The sequence below is a fragment of the Cryobacterium sp. MP_M3 genome (assembly GCF_015752155.1).
Classification (GTDB): domain Bacteria; phylum Actinomycetota; class Actinomycetes; order Actinomycetales; family Microbacteriaceae; genus Cryobacterium.
On the sequence record NZ_JADOVI010000013.1, the window covers coordinates 79,286 to 96,946 of the forward strand.

The 17,661-nt window shown below is 69.1% G+C and carries 14 protein-coding genes; 11 read left to right on the forward strand and 3 right to left on the reverse strand.

Annotated features, from left to right (window positions below):
• Positions 1–4: 4 nt before the first annotated feature.
• Positions 5–223, forward strand: coding sequence for a hypothetical protein (locus tag IWX89_RS14425; protein WP_196904237.1), 219 nt, complete (start codon positions 5–7; stop codon positions 221–223).
• Positions 220–825, forward strand: coding sequence for a GDSL-type esterase/lipase family protein (locus tag IWX89_RS14430; RefSeq protein WP_196904238.1), 606 nt, complete (start codon positions 220–222; stop codon positions 823–825). The genes IWX89_RS14425 and IWX89_RS14430 overlap by 4 nt, the downstream gene beginning before the upstream one ends.
• A gap of 138 nt (positions 826–963) precedes the next feature.
• On the opposite strand, the gene IWX89_RS14435 is transcribed toward IWX89_RS14430, so the two are convergent.
• On the reverse strand, positions 964–2,199 hold the full coding sequence (locus IWX89_RS14435) for an ROK family transcriptional regulator (protein ID WP_196904239.1): 1,236 nt from the start codon (positions 2,197–2,199) through the stop codon (positions 964–966).
• A 54-nt stretch (positions 2,200–2,253) separates the two neighbouring features.
• On the opposite strand from IWX89_RS14435, the gene IWX89_RS14440 reads away from it, so the two are divergent.
• The 9 genes from IWX89_RS14440 (at position 2,254) to IWX89_RS14480 (ending at position 14,949) form a co-directional block, all read left to right on the forward strand.
• Positions 2,254–3,165, forward strand: coding sequence for a substrate-binding domain-containing protein (locus IWX89_RS14440; protein ID WP_307836574.1), 912 nt, complete (start codon positions 2,254–2,256; stop codon positions 3,163–3,165).
• 102 nt (positions 3,166–3,267) lie between these two features.
• Positions 3,268–3,444 (forward strand): hypothetical protein, encoded by a 177-nt coding sequence (locus IWX89_RS14445; RefSeq protein WP_166788623.1) that lies wholly within the window; start codon positions 3,268–3,270, stop codon positions 3,442–3,444.
• Between the two features lie 6 nt (positions 3,445–3,450).
• Complete coding sequence (cls, locus tag IWX89_RS14450) at positions 3,451–4,914, forward strand: cardiolipin synthase (protein WP_196904241.1); 1,464 nt, start codon at positions 3,451–3,453, stop codon at positions 4,912–4,914.
• A 294-nt stretch (positions 4,915–5,208) separates the two neighbouring features.
• A complete protein-coding gene (locus IWX89_RS14455; RefSeq protein ID WP_196904242.1) occupies positions 5,209–7,734 on the forward strand; it encodes an ATP-dependent Clp protease ATP-binding subunit in 2,526 nt (841 codons plus the stop codon).
• 232 nt (positions 7,735–7,966) lie between these two features.
• On the forward strand, positions 7,967–8,473 hold the full coding sequence (locus tag IWX89_RS14460) for an amino-acid N-acetyltransferase (protein ID WP_196904243.1): 507 nt from the start codon (positions 7,967–7,969) through the stop codon (positions 8,471–8,473).
• 216 nt (positions 8,474–8,689) lie between these two features.
• Entirely contained in the window at positions 8,690–13,474 is a 4,785-nt protein-coding gene (locus IWX89_RS14465; protein WP_196904244.1) for an ExeM/NucH family extracellular endonuclease, read from the forward strand.
• Between the two features lie 133 nt (positions 13,475–13,607).
• On the forward strand, positions 13,608–14,237 hold the full coding sequence (locus IWX89_RS14470) for a hypothetical protein (RefSeq protein ID WP_196904245.1): 630 nt from the start codon (positions 13,608–13,610) through the stop codon (positions 14,235–14,237).
• A 161-nt stretch (positions 14,238–14,398) separates the two neighbouring features.
• A complete protein-coding gene (locus IWX89_RS14475; RefSeq protein ID WP_231383322.1) occupies positions 14,399–14,689 on the forward strand; it encodes a type II toxin-antitoxin system Phd/YefM family antitoxin in 291 nt (96 codons plus the stop codon).
• Positions 14,686–14,949: a type II toxin-antitoxin system RelE/ParE family toxin gene (locus IWX89_RS14480; RefSeq protein ID WP_196904246.1), complete on the forward strand. Its 264-nt coding sequence runs from the start codon at positions 14,686–14,688 to the stop codon at positions 14,947–14,949. The genes IWX89_RS14475 and IWX89_RS14480 overlap by 4 nt, the downstream gene beginning before the upstream one ends.
• A 51-nt stretch (positions 14,950–15,000) precedes the next feature.
• On the opposite strand, the gene IWX89_RS14485 is transcribed toward IWX89_RS14480, so the two are convergent.
• Both IWX89_RS14485 and IWX89_RS14490 read right to left on the reverse strand, forming a co-directional pair.
• On the reverse strand, positions 15,001–16,914 hold the full coding sequence (locus IWX89_RS14485) for a DUF222 domain-containing protein (protein ID WP_196904247.1): 1,914 nt from the start codon (positions 16,912–16,914) through the stop codon (positions 15,001–15,003).
• Positions 16,915–17,071: 157 nt separating this feature from the next.
• Positions 17,072–17,661: immune inhibitor A (locus tag IWX89_RS14490; RefSeq protein WP_231383323.1), on the reverse strand; the 590-nt coding region annotated here is incomplete at its 5' end.

Sequence of the window (17,661 nt, forward strand, 5' to 3'; positions counted from 1 at the left end):
GCCCATGAGCCAGCAGCCCCCGGAGGAACCCGCCCGCGACGACGCCGCCCGTGATGAACTCGAGCGTTCCGAACGATCGAGTGAGGAACCGACGGGCGGCGACGGATCCGCTCCGGCCGAGAAAGAGGGCCCGTCGACGAACCGGATCATCCTCTGGGTCATCGTCGGCGGCATCGCGCTCTACCTGATCGGTTCAGGAATCTACGGCATCCTCGTCAAATGACGGGCGTCGTGCTGTTCACCGGGGACAGCGTCACCGACTGCGGCCGTCGTGAGGACCACGACGGCCATCTCGGGTCGGGTTACGTGCGGAACATCGCCGGCTCCGGCTGGGCGTCCGGCCGCCGGGTCGTGAACACCGGCATCGGCGGCAATCGCATGGTCGATCTCGCCGCCCGCCGGCAGCGGGACGTGCTCGCCCATGCCGCCGAGATCGTGTCGGTGCTGATCGGCGTCAACGACACCTGGCGGCGTTACGACGACAACGAGACCACCACCGCCGAGAGCTTCGAGAACGACTACCGCCGGCTGCTCGATCCGATCGCGCGCGCGGGCAGCCGGCTCGTGCTGGTGGAACCGTTTCTGCTGCCGGTCACCGAGGCGCAGCGCGCCTGGCGCGAGGACCTCGACCCGAAGATCGACGTGGTGCACCGGCTGGCGGTCGACTACGACGCGGTGCTCGTCACCGCCGACGCCGGCCTCACCCGGAGCGCCGCGGCCCTCGGCGCCGCCACCGTCGCCCTCGACGGGGTGCACCCGACGAGTGTCGGACACGAGTTGCTCGCCAGCCTGTGGCTCGAAGCGGTCACCGCCGCCGGCCTCTGACCGCCGCGCCTGCCTGTGCCCTGACGAATTCGACGGAGATTTTCCCGAAATCCGGCATTAATCGGTGATTTTCGGGCGCTGGAGCAAGAAAGTCCGTCGAATTTGACGGGGGCGGCGAGCGGATGCCGCGCAGCCGGCTCAGTCCCGGTGGCGCCGCGCCCGGCCGGCCAGTTCGGTGGCGCGCGGCGACAGTTCCTGCTGCAGGATCAGCGCCGCACCGCCGACCGCGGCCGCGTCGGCGACATGCGCGGAGAGCCGCACGTCGACCGGATGCCGGGCCCGGGCGAAGAAGCGCTGCTCGAGCCGGGTGACCGCGGCGGTGAGGTAGAGCGAGCCGGCCGTGGCGAAGGACGGGCCGGCGAGCACGACCGAGTCGAGATCGAGGATGTTCGCCAGGTTCACGATGGCCGTGGCCAGCTGCCCGGCGGAGCGCTCGATCAGCTCGAGGGCGAACGGGTTGCCGTGCACGGCGGCCGTGGCGATCAGGTCGAAGTCCCGGAACGGATCGCCGTCGGGGGAGAGCTCGAAGCCCGCCGCGTGCCCGGCCCCGATCAGGGCGCGCGCCCTGGCCGCCACGGCGCGGGGACCGGCGAGGTCCTCGACGGTGCCGCCCGGGGTCGTCCCGGTCGGGTCGTCGACCCAGAGCTGGCCGAGTTCGCCGGCGTTCGAACTGGCACCGCGGTAGACGGTGCCGCCGAGCACGATTCCCGCGCCGATCCCGGCGCCCATGTAGACCGTGCAGTGGGCGGCCGCGTTCGCGACCGTGCCGCCCCAGAACTCGCCGATGGCCGCGGCGGTCGCGTCGTTGTCGAGCGTCACCGGCAGTCCCGTCGCGCGCTGCAGGGCGGCGCGCACCGGGAAATCACCCCAGGTGGCCAGGGTCGGCGGGGCCAGGATGCGACCGGCCTCGAGATCGAGCGGGCCGGGCGCGACGATGCCGATGCCGGCCACCAGCGGGGTGGCGATGTCCAGGCTCGCCAGCAGGCGCCCGATCCGCTCCGCGATCCGCTCGATCACCCGGTCGGGGCTTCCGTCGCCGACGCCCCTCGTGCGGGTGCGGCCGACGACGGCGCCGGAGAGGTTCGTGACCACGAAGGTGATGAAGTCGGCGCCGAGCTGCACCCCGACCGCGAACCGGGCATCCGGATTGATGTTCAGCAGCACCCGGGGCTTGCCGCCGGTCGACTCGCTGCGCCCGGTCTCCAGCACGAGGCCGTCGAGGATGAGCTGGCGGACCACGGTCGACATGGTCGCCTGGGTCAGCCCGGTGCGCTCGGCGAGCTCGACCCGGCTGATCGGGCCCTCGGAGCGGATGAGGTCGAGAACGATGCCCCGGCTCGTCGTGGTCGCGAGCGGAGCGCGCGGGTTCGTCATTCTGCCTCCAACGCACAGGATAAGGCCCGGGCCGCGATGGTGGATAATCCAACTGTGATCCCCGAACCCGAGCCCACCGAGCGGCAGCATCCGCCGCGCCCGCAGGCGCCATCGTCGGAGGTCGGCCTCGAGATCGGGCTGGTGCTCCGCCGCCCGCCGCGCCTGCTGGGGATCGACCCGTTCTACGCCGAGTTCATCGCGGGGATGGAACGCGTGCTCGCCGCGGACGACGGCTCGGTGCTGCTGCAGGTGGTGCCCAGCCTCACGAAGGAGACCGAGACCTACCGGCGCTGGGCGGCGTCCGGTCAGGTGGCGGGGGTCGTGCTCGCCGATCTGGTCGACGACGACGGCCGGGCCGACTTCCTCCGCACCCTTGGCATCCCCGCCCTGGTGCTGGGCGAGAAGACGCCGCCGCCGGGGGTCGCCGCCGTGCAGGTCGACAACTACGCGGCGATGACGGATGCCGTCACCCGGCTCACCGACCTCGGTCACCGGCGGATCGGCCGGGTCTCCGGCCCGCGACCCCTGTTGCACACCCGGGCGCGCACCGAGGCTTTCGAGGTCGCGACCGCCGACCTCGGCGCGGAGGGGGTCGTCGTGGAGGGCGACTACACCGAGGAGAGCGGCGGGCGAGCCACCCGCACCCTGCTCGGCCTGGCCGAGCCGCCGACGGCGATCATCTACGACAACGACCTGATGGCGGTCGCCGGCCTCGGCGTCGCCGCCGAACTCGGCATCGACGTGCCGGGGTCGCTGTCGCTGCTCGCCTGGGACGACTCCGCACTGTGCCAGCTGGCCACCCCGCCGTTGTCCGTGATGAGCCGCGACGTGCGCGCCCTCGGCGAAATGGCGGCCGGGGCGCTGCTCGGCCTGATCAGGAACGACGTGCCGGCGATCCTGCCGGCACCCTCGCCGCGCTTCATCACCCGCGGGTCGACGGGAACCGCTCCGCCGGATCCCCGCTAGCGGATTCGGCGGCGGGCCGGGCGGGCCGGGCGCCCGTGCCTGGCGAAGCATCCGGGAACCGGGCCGTTCCCGGCGCCGATTTCCCGTATCGTAGACAGGGATATGGACAACTTCTGGGTTAGCGCTTTCTGGTCGCTCGTGCCCACCGTGCTGGTCGGGCTGATCTTCTGGCTGGTGATGCGGTCCATCCTCCGGGCCGACCGCACCGAGCGGAAGGTCTACGCCCGGATCGAGGCGGAAGAACGCGCGAAACTCGGGCTCGACAAGCCGGTCACCTGACCCGGCATGTTCGGCATCGACATCTCGACCTTCATCCTGGTGGTCGCCCTCGCCGTCGACTTCACCATCCGCGTGGTCGCCGTGATCGTCGTCCCGCGCAACCGGCGGCCCACCTCGGGCATGGCCTGGCTGCTGGCCATCTTCTTCATCCCCTACCTCGGGGCCCTGCTCTTCCTGATGATCGGCTACCGCACCCTGCCGAAGAAACGGCTGGAGAAGCAGGAGGAGATCAACCAGTTCATCCTCGACAGCACCGAGGGAATCGAACAGGTGCGCCGGGACCACGTCTGGCCGCCGTGGCTGGATTCCGTCGTCGAGCTCAACCGCAACCTCGGGTCGATGCCGCTGGTCGGCGGCAACCAGGCCCGGCTGCTCGGCGACTACGAGGGCACCCTCGCCGAGATGGTCGCCGACATCGACAAGGCCCGCAAGTTCGTGCACGTCGAGTTCTACATCTTCTCCCTCGACAAGACGACGGCCCCGTTCTTCGACGCCCTCGAGAACGCCGTCAAACGCGGCGTGACCGTGCGGGTGCTGATGGACCACATCCAGTCGATGCGCAAGCCCGGCTACCGCAAGACCCTGCGCCGGCTCACCGCGTCCGGCGTGAAGTGGGAGCTGCTCCTGCCGCTGCAGCCGTTGAAAGGCAAGTGGCAGCGCCCCGACCTGCGCAACCACCGCAAGCTCGTCATCGTCGACGGCAAGGTCGGCTACATGGGCTCCCAGAACATCATCGACCGCAGCTACAACATGCCCGCCAACATCCGTCGCGGTCTCAAATGGAAAGACCTGATGACCCGGCTCGAGGGCCCGATCGTGTCCGGGCTCAACGCGATCTTCATCACCGACTGGTACGGCGAGACCGACGACCTGCTCACCCGTGACATCGAACCGGCGGATGCCGAGGTCGTGCCGCACTCGCTGGACTGCCAGGTCGTGCCCAGCGGCCCCGGGTTCGAGGGGGAGAACAACCTGCGCCTGTTCCTCGCGCTGCTCTACTACGCCCAGGAACGCATCATCATCACGAGCCCGTACTTCGTGCCGGACGAGTCGATCATGTACGCCATCACCACGGCCACCCAGCGCGGACTGCACGTGGAGCTGTTCGTGTCCGAGGTCGGCGACCAGGCGCTGGTCTACCACGCGCAGCGCTCCTACTACGAAGAGCTGTTGCGGGCCGGCGTGATCATCTACCTGTACAAGGCGCCGTACGTTCTACACGCCAAGCACTTCACCATCGACGACGAGGTCGCCGTGATCGGCTCGAGCAACATGGACATGCGCTCGTTCAGCCTCAATTTCGAGGTGTCGCTGATGGTGCGCGGCCGCTCCTTCGTGCGCGACCTCCGGGCGGTCGAAGACGGCTACCGGGCCGACAGCCGCCAGCTCACCCTCGACGAGTGGATGCAGCAGCCGCTGCGCTCGACCGTGCTCGACAACCTCGCCCGGCTCACCAGCGCGGTGCAGTAGCCGGCACGGTGCCGTCTCTGCCGTCTCTGCCGTCTCTGCCGTCTCTGCCGTCTTCACCGGCGAGATCTACCGTTCCGGTCGAAACCGACCTGCGCAACGCTCGGTCTCGACCGGAAAGGTAGATCTCGGCGACCGGGCGGCGACCGGGCGGCGACCGGGCGGCGACCGGGCGCGGTCAGGGCGCGGGGCGTCATCCGTCACGCCTGCGGCGAACAGAGGCGCGGTTTTGGGGGTTCCCTCGTTACTCTCGATGTATCGGCGCCACAACTGCCCTGGCGCCAAGGGAGCGATCACATGTTTGAGAGATTTACCGACCGAGCTCGTCGCGTCGTCGTCCTGGCCCAAGAAGAGGCCAAGATGCTCAACCACAATTACATCGGCACCGAGCACATCCTGCTCGGGCTGATCCACGAAGGCGAGGGTGTGGCCGCCAAGGCCCTCGAGAGCCTGGGCATTTCCCTCGACGCCGTGCGCGAGCAGGTGCAGGACATCATCGGCCAGGGCCAGCAGCAGCCGACCGGGCACATCCCGTTCACGCCGCGCGCCAAGAAGGTGCTCGAACTGAGCCTGCGCGAGGCCCTGCAGCTCGGCCACAACTACATCGGCACCGAGCACATCCTGCTCGGCCTCATCCGCGAGGGTGAAGGCGTTGCCGCCCAGGTGCTCGTCAAGCTCGGCGCCGACCTCAACCGGGTGCGCCAGCAGGTCATCCAGCTCCTCTCCGGCTACCAGGGCAAGGAGCAGGTCCAGGTTGGGGCCAACGAGACGGCGAGCGGTCCGGCGGGCAGCCAGATTCTCGACCAGTTCGGCCGCAACCTCACCCAGGCCGCGCGCGAGAACAAGCTCGACCCGGTGATCGGGCGCGAGAAAGAGATCGAACGGGTCATGCAGATCCTGTCCCGACGATCGAAGAACAACCCTGTCCTGATCGGTGAGCCGGGCGTCGGCAAGACCGCCGTCGTCGAGGGCCTCGCCCAGGCCATCGTCAAGGGCGATGTGCCCGAGACGCTGAAGGACAAGCAGCTCTACTCGCTCGACCTCGGCTCCCTGATCGCCGGCAGCCGCTACCGCGGTGACTTCGAGGAACGCCTCAAGAAGGTCACCAAGGAGATCCGCACCCGCGGCGACATCATCATCTTCATCGACGAGATCCACACCCTCGTCGGTGCAGGTGCCGCCGAGGGCGCGATCGACGCGGCCAGCATCCTGAAGCCCCTGCTCGCCCGCGGCGAGCTGCAGACCATCGGTGCGACCACGATCGACGAGTACCGCAAGCACTTCGAGAAGGATGCCGCGCTCGAGCGCCGCTTCCAGCCGATCCAGGTGGCCGAGCCGTCGCTGCCCCACACCATCAACATCCTCAAGGGGCTGCGCGACCGGTACGAGGCGCACCACAAGGTCTCGATCACCGACGGGGCCCTCGTGGCCGCGGCGAACCTCGCCGACCGCTACGTCTCCGACCGGTTCCTCCCCGACAAGGCCATCGACCTGATCGACGAGGCCGGCGCGCGCCTGCGCCTGTCGATCCTGTCCAGCCCGCCCGAGCTGCGCGAATTCGACGAGAAGATCGCCGTGGTCCGCGCCGCCAAGGAGACCGCGATCGAGGAACAGGACTTCGAGAAGGCCGCCGGCCTGCGCGACGAGGAGAAGAACCTCCTCGGCGAGCGTCTGCGCCTGGAGAAGAAGTGGAAGTCCGGCGACGTCAAGACCACGGCCGTCGTCGACGAGGGCCTGATCGCCGAGGTGCTCGCCCAGGCGACCGGCATCCCCGTGTTCAAGCTCACCGAGGAGGAGTCCTCGCGGCTCGTCTTCATGGAGAAGGCCCTGCACCAGCGCGTCATCGGCCAGGAGCAGGCCATCGCGGCCCTCGCCAAGACCATCCGCCGCACCCGCGCCGGCCTGAAGGACCCCAAGCGTCCCTCCGGTTCGTTCATCTTCGCCGGCCCCACCGGCGTCGGCAAGACCGAGCTGGCCAAGGCGCTCGCCGAGTTCCTCTTCGACGACGAGGCCGCCATGATCTCCCTCGACATGAGCGAGTACGGCGAGAAGCACACCGTCTCCCGGCTGTTCGGTGCCCCCCCCGGCTTCGTCGGCTTCGAAGAGGGCGGCCAGCTCACCGAGAAGGTGCGCCGCAAGCCGTTCTCCGTGGTGCTCTTCGACGAGATCGAGAAGGCGCACCCCGACATCTTCAACTCGCTCCTCCAGATCCTGGAAGAGGGCCGGTTGACCGATGGCCAGGGTCGGGTGATCGACTTCAAGAACACCGTGATCATCATGACCACCAACCTCGGCACCAAGGACATCAGCGGCGCGCCCGTCGGGTTCCAGCTCGAGGGCGACACGTCTACCAGCTACGACCGGATGGCCGGCAAGGTCAAGGAAGAACTCAAGAAGAACTTCAAGCCCGAGTTCCTCAACCGCGTCGACGAGGTCATCGTCTTCCCGCAGCTGACCAAGCCTGAGCTGCTCCAGATCGTGGACCTGTTCATCAAGCGTTTGAGCGACCGCCTGCTCGACCGCGACATGACCGTCGAGCTGACCCTCCCGGCCAAGGAGCACCTGATCGAGGTCGGCTTCGACCCGACGCTCGGCGCCCGGCCGCTGCGCCGAGCGATCCAGCGCGAGGTGGAGGACCGCCTGTCGGAGAAGATCCTGCAGGGCGAGCTGAACGCGGGCGACCACGTGCACGTCGACTTCGTGGCCGGCGAGTACGTCTTCACCACCACGGCGCGCAAGTCCGCGGTGTCGGTCGGCGTCAACACGACCGCAGCCCTGGGCACCGGGCCGGGCACGCCCGACCTCGCCGTGACCAGCGAGTAGCAGCACAGCAGCGAACCAGGCGGCAACGTCTCGAAGGGCCCGGCGGAGCATCCGACGGGCCCTTCCTCGTTCCCCGGCCGGTTGCCCCCGGTCGTCGACGGGCGAGGGGAGGGGGCTAACTCAGGAGATCCGTTCGGGCCGCCGCCGCACCCCCGGAAAACCGGGGGCGACTTCCGTAGACTGGAACGGTTTTCCTGAATTAGCTACGAGAGAAAGGGCCGGTAAGCGCCACATGCAGGAGTATTCGGTGCGCCGGGCGCGCACAAGCGACGTGCCGCGGATCCAGGCGCTGGTCGCCCCGCTCGTGCAGGAACGCATCCTGCTCGGCAAGGAGAGCGTGGTCTTCTACGAGGCCGTGCAGGAGTTCCGGGTGGTCGAAGACGCCGACGGCCACCTGATCGGCTGCGGCGCCCTGCACGTCATGTGGGAGGACCTCGGCGAGGTGCGCACCCTGGCCGTCACCGCCGACCGGCTCGGCCGCGGCGTCGGCCACGCCCTGATCGACCGGCTCGAAGCGGATGCCCGCGAGCTCGGCCTGACCCGCCTCTTCTGCCTCACGTTCGAGGTGCCGTTCTTCAGCCGGCACGGCTTCACCGACATGGGCTCGGAGACGGTCGACCCGCTCGTCTACGCCGAGCTGGTGCGCTCCCACGACGAGGGCGTCGCCGAGTTCCTCGACCTCGCCCGGGTGAAGCCGAACACCCTCGGAAACACCCGGATGGTCAAGCGCCTGGTCTGATTCCCCGCGCGAGCCGGGGCCGCTCCGCCCCACGGCGACCGTCGGCGCACATGCTACCCATTCGAGTGCCGCTCATGTGGGGGTAATTCCGGCCGTTCCTGCTCATCCGCGCGACACGCCGGTTTCGCACGAACCGTTCACCTTTCCGTCTGCCATTCGTAGCCGAGATTCCCTATCTTGGCCTTGACCGCTTCCGGTCGATGAATGGGGAGAACAATGTCATCTGCACCTCGAAGCCGTCTGCGCCTGGTCGGCGCCGCACTGCTGGGAGTGAGCCTCGTCGCCGCTCCGCTCTTCGCCCTCCCGGCGCAGGCCAGCCCGGCCGGCACCGGCGTCGTCATCAACGAGGCCTACCTCAACGGCGGCAGTGGGGGTGCGAGCTACCTGAACAAGTTCGTCGAGCTCTACAACCCCACGGATGCCCCGGTCACCCTCGACGGCACCTCGCTCCAGTACCGTTCCGCCACCGGCGCCCAGAACCCGACCGGCGTGCTCGCGCTGACCGGCCAGATCCCGGCCAGGGGCTACTTCCTCGTGCAGGGCAACTCGAACGCCGCCAACGGCGCCGCGCTGCCGGTCCCCGACGCCTCCCTCGCCTTCTCCTTCGCCGCCGGCGGCGGAACGCTCTTCCTCGCCGACCAGGCCACCGCACTGACCGCGCCGGCCACCGGCTCGCTCGTCGGCACGCCCGGGATCATCGACCTGCTCGGCTACGGCACCTCGCTGACCTTCGAGACCGCGGCCGCCCCCGCGGCATCCGTCACCACCTCGCTCGCCCGCACCGGCCAGGTCGACACCGACGCCAACGCGGCCGACTTCACCGCCGCCGCGCCGACCCCGATGAACGCCGCGTCCACCCCGACGCCGACCCCGACGCCGACGCCCACGGACACCCCGACGCCCACGCCGACCCCCACGCCGACGGTGACGCCCACCCCGGCCGACGCCCTGCCGATCAGCGAGATCCAGGGCACGACCGATGCGAGCCCGAAGGCCGGCAGCACCGTGACCACCTCCGGTGTCGTCACCGCCGCCTACCCGGCCGGCGGCTTCAAGGGCTTCTACCTGCAGACGCCCGGCACCGGCGGCGCCCTCGACCCCGCCACCCACCCGGCCTCCGACGGCATCTTCGTCTACACCGGTACGCTCACCACCACCGTGGCCGTCGGCGACTACCTCTCCGTCACCGGCGCCGTCAGCGAGTACTTCGGCCTGACCCAGCTGAGCGTCCCCGCCCTCACCGACCTCGCCCCGCTCGACAAGACCGGCATCGTGCCGCCGCAGCCGGCCACCGTCGCCCTGCCGAGAGAGGCCGCCGCCCGCGAATCGCTCGAGGGCATGCTTCTCGCCCCGGCCGGCGACTTCACCGTCACCAACAACTACTCCACCAACCAGTACGGCGAGATCGGCCTCGCCGCCGGCACCACCGCGCTCGTCACGCCGACCGCCGTGGCCCGCCCCGGCACGGCCGAGTACACCGCCGCCGTCGCCGACAACACGGCCAGGGCCGTCACCCTCGACGACGGCGCCACCACCAACTACCTGGCCGCAGCCAACAAGGCCAAGCCGGTCCCGTACCTGTCGACGGATGCCCCGGTGCGCATCGGCGCGGCCGTCACCTTCACGAAGCCGGTCATCCTCGACTTCCGCAACAGCGCGTGGAAGTTCCAGCCGACCGCCGAGCTCGTGCCCGCCACGGCCGCCACCGTGCAGCCGGCGACCTTCGCCGACACCCGCACGGCCGCGCCGCGCGAGGTGGGCGGAGACATCCGCCTCGCCACCTTCAACGTGCTCAACTACTTCCCGACCACCGGCGACTCGCTCACCGGCTGCACCTACTACACCGACCGGGCCGGCACACCGATCACCGTGAACAGCGGATGCGACGCCCGTGGCGCCGCCACCCAGGTCAGCTTCGAACGGCAGCAGGCCAAGATCGTCTCGGCGATCAACGCGCTCGGTGCCCAGGTCGTCTCGCTCGAGGAGATCGAGAACACGGCCCGGTTCGGCCAGAACCGCGACGCCGCCCTGTCCACCCTGGTCGACGCGCTCAACGCCGCCGCCGGCAGCCCGGTCTGGGCGTTCGTGCCCTCACCGGCCGTGCTCCCCACCTCCGAAGACGTGATCCGCACCGCGTTCATCTACAAGAAGGACGTCGTCGAGACCGTCGGGGCCTCCAGCATCCTCGACGTGCCGGCCTTCGTGAACGCCCGCCAGCCGCTCGCCCAGGCGTTCCAGCTGGTCGGCGACACCGGCAGCTCGTTCCTCGCCATCGTCAACCACTTCAAGTCGAAGGGGTCCGGCACCGGCGTCGATGCCGATACCGGCGACGGCCAGGGTGCCTCGAACGCCTCCCGGGTCAACCAGGCCACCGCCCTCGTCGGCTTCGCCGACAAGCTCAAGACCGACACGGGCATCAAGCGGGTCTTCCTCACCGGAGACTTCAACGCCTACGACAAGGAAGACCCGATCAAGGTCATCACCGACGCCGGCTACCGTAGCCAGGAGGCCAAGAGCGGCGAGTACACCTACGCGTTCGGCGGTGCGGTCGGCTCCCTCGACCACGTGTTCGCCTCGGTCGAAGCGGATGCCGCCGTCACTGACGTCGACGTCTGGAACATCAACTCGGTCGAGTCCGTCGCGCTCGAGTACAGCCGGTACAACACCAACGTCACCGACTTCTACCGCGCCGACCCGTACCGTTCCTCCGACCACGACCCCGCGGTCGTCGGCCTCAAGCTTGCCAGCCCTGCCGATGTGAACATCAACCTGCTCAACATCAACGACTTCCACGGGCGGATCGACGCGAACACGGTCAAGTTCGCCGGAACCGTCGAGCAGCTCCGCGCCGAGTACGGGGACGCGGCCACCCTGTTCCTCTCCAGCGGTGACAACATCGGCGCCTCGCTCTTCGCGTCGGCGTCGCAGAAGGACAAGCCCACCATCGACGTGCTGAACGCCCTCGGGCTGAAGGCCTCCGCGGTCGGCAACCACGAGTTCGACCAGGGCTTCGCCGATCTCACCGGCCGGGTCACCGACGCCGCCGACTTCGACTACCTCGGCGCCAACGTCTACCTCGCCGGCACCCAGACCCCGGCCCTGCCGGAGTACGCGATCGTCGACGTCTCCGGAGTGAAGGTGGGCGTGATCGGCGCCGTCACCGAGGAGACACCTTCGCTCGTCTCGCCGAACGGCATCTCCACCCTCAGCTTCGGCGACCCGGTCGCCGCGGTGAACCGGGTCTCGGCGCAGTTGAGCGACGGCAACCCGGCCAACGGTGAAGCCGACGTGCTCGTCGCCGAATACCATGAGGGTGCCGGAGCCGGCGCGCCCGAGGGCGCCACGCTCGAGCAGGAGCTCGCGGTCACCGACAGCGCCTTCGCGAAGATCGTCACCCAGACCGCCGCCGGCGTCGATGCGATCTTCACGGGCCACACCCACAAGCAGTACGCGTGGAACGCCCAGGTGCCCGGGGCCGCAGCTGGCGTCACCCGCCCGGTGCTGCAGACCGGCAGCTACGGCGAGAACGTCGGCCAGGTCGTGCTCAACTTCAACAAGACATCCGGTGTCACCACCACCGTCAAGAACCAGGACGTGAAGCGGTCGACGACCGCCGACGCCGCCCTGGTCGCCGCGTACCCGCGGGTCGCCACCGTGAAGACGATCACGGATGCCGCGCTCGCCCAGGCGGCCGTCATCGGCAGCCAGCCGATCGGCTCGGTGACCGCCGACGTGACCCGCGCCTGCATCGGCGGCACCGCGCCCTGCGCCGAGAACCGTGCGGCCCCGTCGGCGATGGGGACCCTGGTCGCCAACTCGCTGCGCGAGTCGCTCGCCGACCCGCTCAAGGGCGGAGCCGAGATCGGCGTCGTCAACCCGGGCGGTATGCGGGCCGACCTCAGCCAGGCGCCGGACGGCGTCGTCACCTACGCCGAGGCCAACGCGGTGCTGCCGTTCCTGAACAACCTGTGGACGACCAGCCTTACCGGCGCCCAGTTCAAGACGGTGCTCGAGCAGCAGTGGCAGCGCGACGCGGCCGGCAACGTGCCGAGCCGACCCTACCTGCAGCTCGGGTTGTCCGACAACGTCAACTACACCTTCGACGGCACCCGCGCCGAGGGCGACCGGATCACCGGCATCTGGATCAACGGCGCCGCCATCGACCCGGCGAAGTCCTACCGGGTCGGGTCGTTCAACTTCCTGCTCACCGGCGGGGACAACTTCCGCGCCTTCCTCGGCGGCACGGGAACGCGCGACTCCGGTCTCGTCGACCGGGACGCGTGGATCAGCTACCTCACCGCGCACAGCCCGGTCACCCCGTCGTTCGCCGCACGCCAGGCGAGCGTCACGGGGGCACCGACCGCACCGGTCAGCCGCGGCGATTCCGTCACCTTCACCGTCGGCGACCTCAACCTGACCTCGCTCGGCGCACCGAAGAACACCGAGCTGACCCTGCTCTGGCCGGGCAGCAACGCCACCCTCGGCACGGTCGCGGTGGATGCCGCGGGCAGCGCGGCGGTCACGGTCACCGTGCCCGCCGACGCCCCGGCAGCCAGCGTGCTCCAGCTGACGGCGAAGGAGTCCGGCACCATCGTGCGAGTCCCGTTCGCGGTCAACGTGCCGGTGCCACCCGCCGCCGCGCCGACCCCAGCGTCGTCCCGCGCCCTGACTAAGGCCCTGAAGAACAAGATCGCCACCGACCAGCGGGTCTACCACGCAGGCGACACCGTGACCATCACGGTCGGCACCTCCCATGCGGCGGAGTTCGTTTCGGCCTGGGTGCGGTCGACGCCGGTCAACCTCGGCGGCTGGCTCACCGTGGACGCGCAGGGCAAGGTCACTGTGACCCTGCCGGCCGACCTCCGTCCGGGAAACCACGACATCGTCGTGCAGGATGCGTCGGGTGCTGTGATCGGCTGGTCCGAGATCAAGGTTGACAAGGTGAAGACCCCGAAGCCGCCCCACGGCCACGGCCACGGCGACGACGGTCACGACGACTAGGACCAACCGTTGTGGGGTCGGAACCGGCGCCATCCAGGCCCGGTTCCGGCCTTTGTCCGATTCGATCCCGGCAAACACGACCGACACGCTCGGCATTCCCGGCCGTGCGCGGGAACCTCGTTAGCCTTGATCCATGTCGACGATCAAACATCCGGTCGGCCCCCAGTCCAGCAAGGTGTACTGGCGCCGTCGTCTCGTAGTGGGCCTCGGCCTGCTCTTCGTGCTTGTCATCATCATCCTCATCATCGTGCGCCCCGGCGCCAGCAACGGCCAGCCCGACGGCAAGCCGAAGGCTGCGGCCTCCACGGCGTCGACGGATGCCCCCGCCGCGGCCACCGACCCGGCCGCCACCCCCGCGAAGTGCGACCCGGCGCAGGTGAAGGTCGAGGCCACCACCGACGCCGACACCTATGAGCCCGGCAAGATGCCGCAACTCTCGCTCAGCATCACCAACACGGGTTCGGCGCCCTGCGTCATCAACGCGGGCACCGCGAAGCAGGTGTTCACGATCTCCAGCGGACAGGATGTCTACTGGAAGTCCACGGACTGCCAGACCGACCCCAGCGACGCGGATTTCACTCTGGAGCCCAAAGTGCCGGTGAGTTCGACCACCCCCGTCACCTGGGACAGGATCCGCTCCAGCCCCGACACCTGTGACTCCGACTCCCGGCCGGCGGCCCCGGCCGGCGGTGCGTCCTACCATCTGGCCGTGACCGTGGACGGCATCGAGGCGACGACCCCGAAGCAGTTCAGCCTCGACTAACCGCCGTCGAGTCCGGCGCCCCGCCGAGGTGATCGAGCCCGTCGAGACCTGCAAAAAGCCCCTTCGCGCCCTCCACAAAGGTGTCTTGTCGGTCATTGCACGCCCGGCCGTCCGAAAGTTGAATGTATATTCCGGTCCCTCTTGTACATATAGCAAGGTAAATGTACGATCCCAACATGTCGTCCATAGATCCCGTCAGCGTCTCGGATGCACGCGGCCAGCTTGCTGCAATCATTGACCGTGCCCGAACCGAACACGAGCCGGTCTTTCTGTCGCGGCGAGGAAGGCGAGTCGCTGCCGTTATCGACTCCGAGGATCTGGAGCGTCTGATCGGTTTGGCCGAGGACATGGCCGATATCCGTGCTGCCGAGGAATCGCGCGAGGAGATGCGTCGCACGAGGGCTGAACCGACGCCCTGGGATCAGGTGAAGGCAGACCTCGGCCTCGTATGACCTACTCGGTGAGGATTGCGCCAGCCGCGGAACGTCAACTGCGCAAGTTCGACCCGCCGGTGCGACGTCGCATTCAGGCTGCGATTGAACTCCTGGCGGGCGATCCCCGGCCGCCCAAGGCGATTCAACTCGTCGGCGGATCGGGTGAGTGGCGAGTTCGAACGGGTGACTACCGCATAATCTACGAGATTCACGATGAGCAGCTGATCGTGCTCGTTCTTCGACTCGGCCGCCGCCGCGAGATCTACGAAACCCGATAGCGACCTTCGTCCGGTACAAGTAGCCGGTGGTCGCGCCCGTGGAGATCAAGCTCAGCTGACCTGCCGCTGGGTCTTGCTGGGGAGGGGGATGAGCGTTTGCTCCGGGTCGACCGAGACCGGTGGCTTGAGCCAGTACTGGTCGCCGTCGTGGATGATGGTCCAGCCTGTGTTGTGGAGCAGCAGGTGGTGGGGGTGGCAGAGGCAGACTCCGTCGGCGAGGTCGGTGGAGCCGTGTTCGAGGAGCCACTCCTTGAGGTGGTGGGCTTCGGTCCAGGAGGGTGGCCGGTCGCAGTCGGGCCAGACGCAGCCGCCGTCGCGGGCGCCCATGGCGGTACGTTGGGCCGGGGTGAAGACTCGTTGTTCCCTTCCGACGTCGACGGGTTGGCCGGTGTTGTCGAAGAGGATTCCGATGTAGCCGGTGTCGCAGAGTTGTCGTTCGACGGTGGCGAGGGAGATCGGGGCGGGGTTGCCCTCGATGGACCCGTGCCCGGTCGCGAGGACCACGGCCGTCCCCGGCCGGTCAGGTTGGCCGGTTCGCCCGGTTTGCCCGGATGGCCCGGTTTGCCCAACTTGGATGGCTTGGCTGGTCTGGCCGGGCTCGCCGGGTCGGCCGGGCTGGCTGGAGGGAGCAGCTGTGTCAACTCTGCCCACCCGAATGGGCCGGGCATCTGACCTGCCCTGCGCTTCCGGCGTTCCAGGTGCTCCGGTGGCGCCGGGTGTTGATGGTGTGGAGGGGGCTGTGCCGGCCGGCGCCTGGGGTGCACTGCCGGCACCGGTGCCGGTGCCGGTACCGGTTTTGGTGCGGGTGGCGTCGGTGAGGTCCTTTTGGGTGACGATGATGCGGACGGTGGGGCGGCGGCCTCCGAGCATCTGGCCGGGGTCGACTTCGCCGGCGATCTTGAGTAGTTGCACGAAGGAGTCCGCGGCGATCTGCGCGGTGCTGCGCGGGTCGTCCTGGACGGCCTTGGCCCAGGCGGCGCGCTTCTTGTCCACGAAGCGCACCCCGCCGCGCCTGGGGCTGGTGATCGAGTCGTAGGTGGAGAGCACGAACTCGCCGTCTTCGGGGGCGAAGAGCCCGTGCAGGCGGACCTTGCCGTCGGGGAGGCGGTAGACCTTGAGGAACCGGTCGTCGTAAGCCTGCTTCTCCCGGGCGGCGATGCCGGCCTGGTCGAGGTCGTCGCGCATCCTCCGGGCTTGTTTGAAACACTGGTCCGCGTTCAACTCACCCGCCTCCGCCAGTAGCCGGGTGAGGGCGGTGGCGAGTTTGTCTGCCGTGACGGCGGTGTCGATGTCGCCGAGCCCCTTGCGGATGGATTCGGCGGCGTCGACGGAGAGGGTTCCGGCGGTCACGGCGCGGGCGATCGGCGCCTGCCACGACCCGGGACCGGCCGGATCGGGCGGGAAACCGCCAGGGTCGCCAGGGCCCCCGGTGCCGTCGAGGCCGCCCGAGTCGCCGCCAACGCCAGTCCCGCCAACGCCCGTCCCGTCAGCGCCGGTCCCCTCGGCACCGGTCCCGTCAGCGCCGGTCCCGTCGGCGCCCGTCCCTCCGCCGTCTGTCCCGCCCGCACCCGTCCCATCAACGCCGGTCCCGTCGGCACCGGTCGATCCGAGGCCCTCTGCGGCCTGCCGGTCGGCGGCCTCGGCCCGGGCGAGCATCGTGCCCACCGCGACGAGCTTGAACGCTTCGTTCTTGCTCGAGCCGGTGACCTTCTGGATCATCGCCTCCGGCGACAGGAACCCCTGCTGCGCCGCCAGACCCGAATGGCCCAGCTCCGGGCGGGAGCGGTCGGCGATGGTCGCAGCCATCCACGCGGCATACATCTCGAGCAGACGGCGGGCCTCCGCGATCTCGCGCTGACCGGTCAGCACGGCCACATCAGGAAGGGCTTCCAGGTCGGCGCTGGAACACCCCAGGCGGGCAACGGCATCCGCCGCCTGTCTGAGCTGATCCGCCGGTGAGTCCATGCCACGAAGATACCAAAACACGAACACAAATGTGAGCGTTTGTCACGTCCTGTGGATAACTTATTCGAAGATTTATTCTGGGTCTCGACAGGCTCGCCCGGGGAGGGTCTCGGCAGGCTCGATCACCCGTGCTCCAGCCTGCCGAGGCCGGTCTCTGTCACCCGGTGGTGAGAACCACGTCGTCCAGGTACATCCAGGTGTTGTCGGCGGGCACGGCGCCGTCGAGGTGCACGTTGAACCACAGCGTCACTGTCTGCCCGGCGTAGGCGGTCAGGTTCGCGGTGACCTGGGTCCACACCCCGCGGTTGTTGTTGAGCTTGAACAGGGAGGCCAGGGTGGCGCCCGTGCTGCTGCGCAGCTGTCCTTCCATCCAGTCCCACCGGCAGTTGGTGCCGCTGCAGGTGCCGTCGGTCGTGTGCGGCTGGTACCAGAAAGTGAGCGTGGAGGTTCCGGTCGCCGGCACGGTGATCGTCTGCGCCAGGGTGCTGTCGCCCAGGGGTTCGTTGCCGCTGGCCACGCCGAGCAGGGCTGAGCCGGTTCCGCCGTGCGCGATCGCCGCGGCCTTCGGCGCCGAGACCCCGCCGGTCGTCCACGAGCTGAGCCCCGCCTCAAACCCGCCGTTGGCGATCTGCGCGGGCGGCGTCACGACCGTCGACGGGGTCACCGCAGCGGATGCCGCGGAGGCTGGCGAGGGCCCGACCCCGTTCGTCGCCGTCACCGTGAACGTGTATGCGGTGCCGTTGGTGA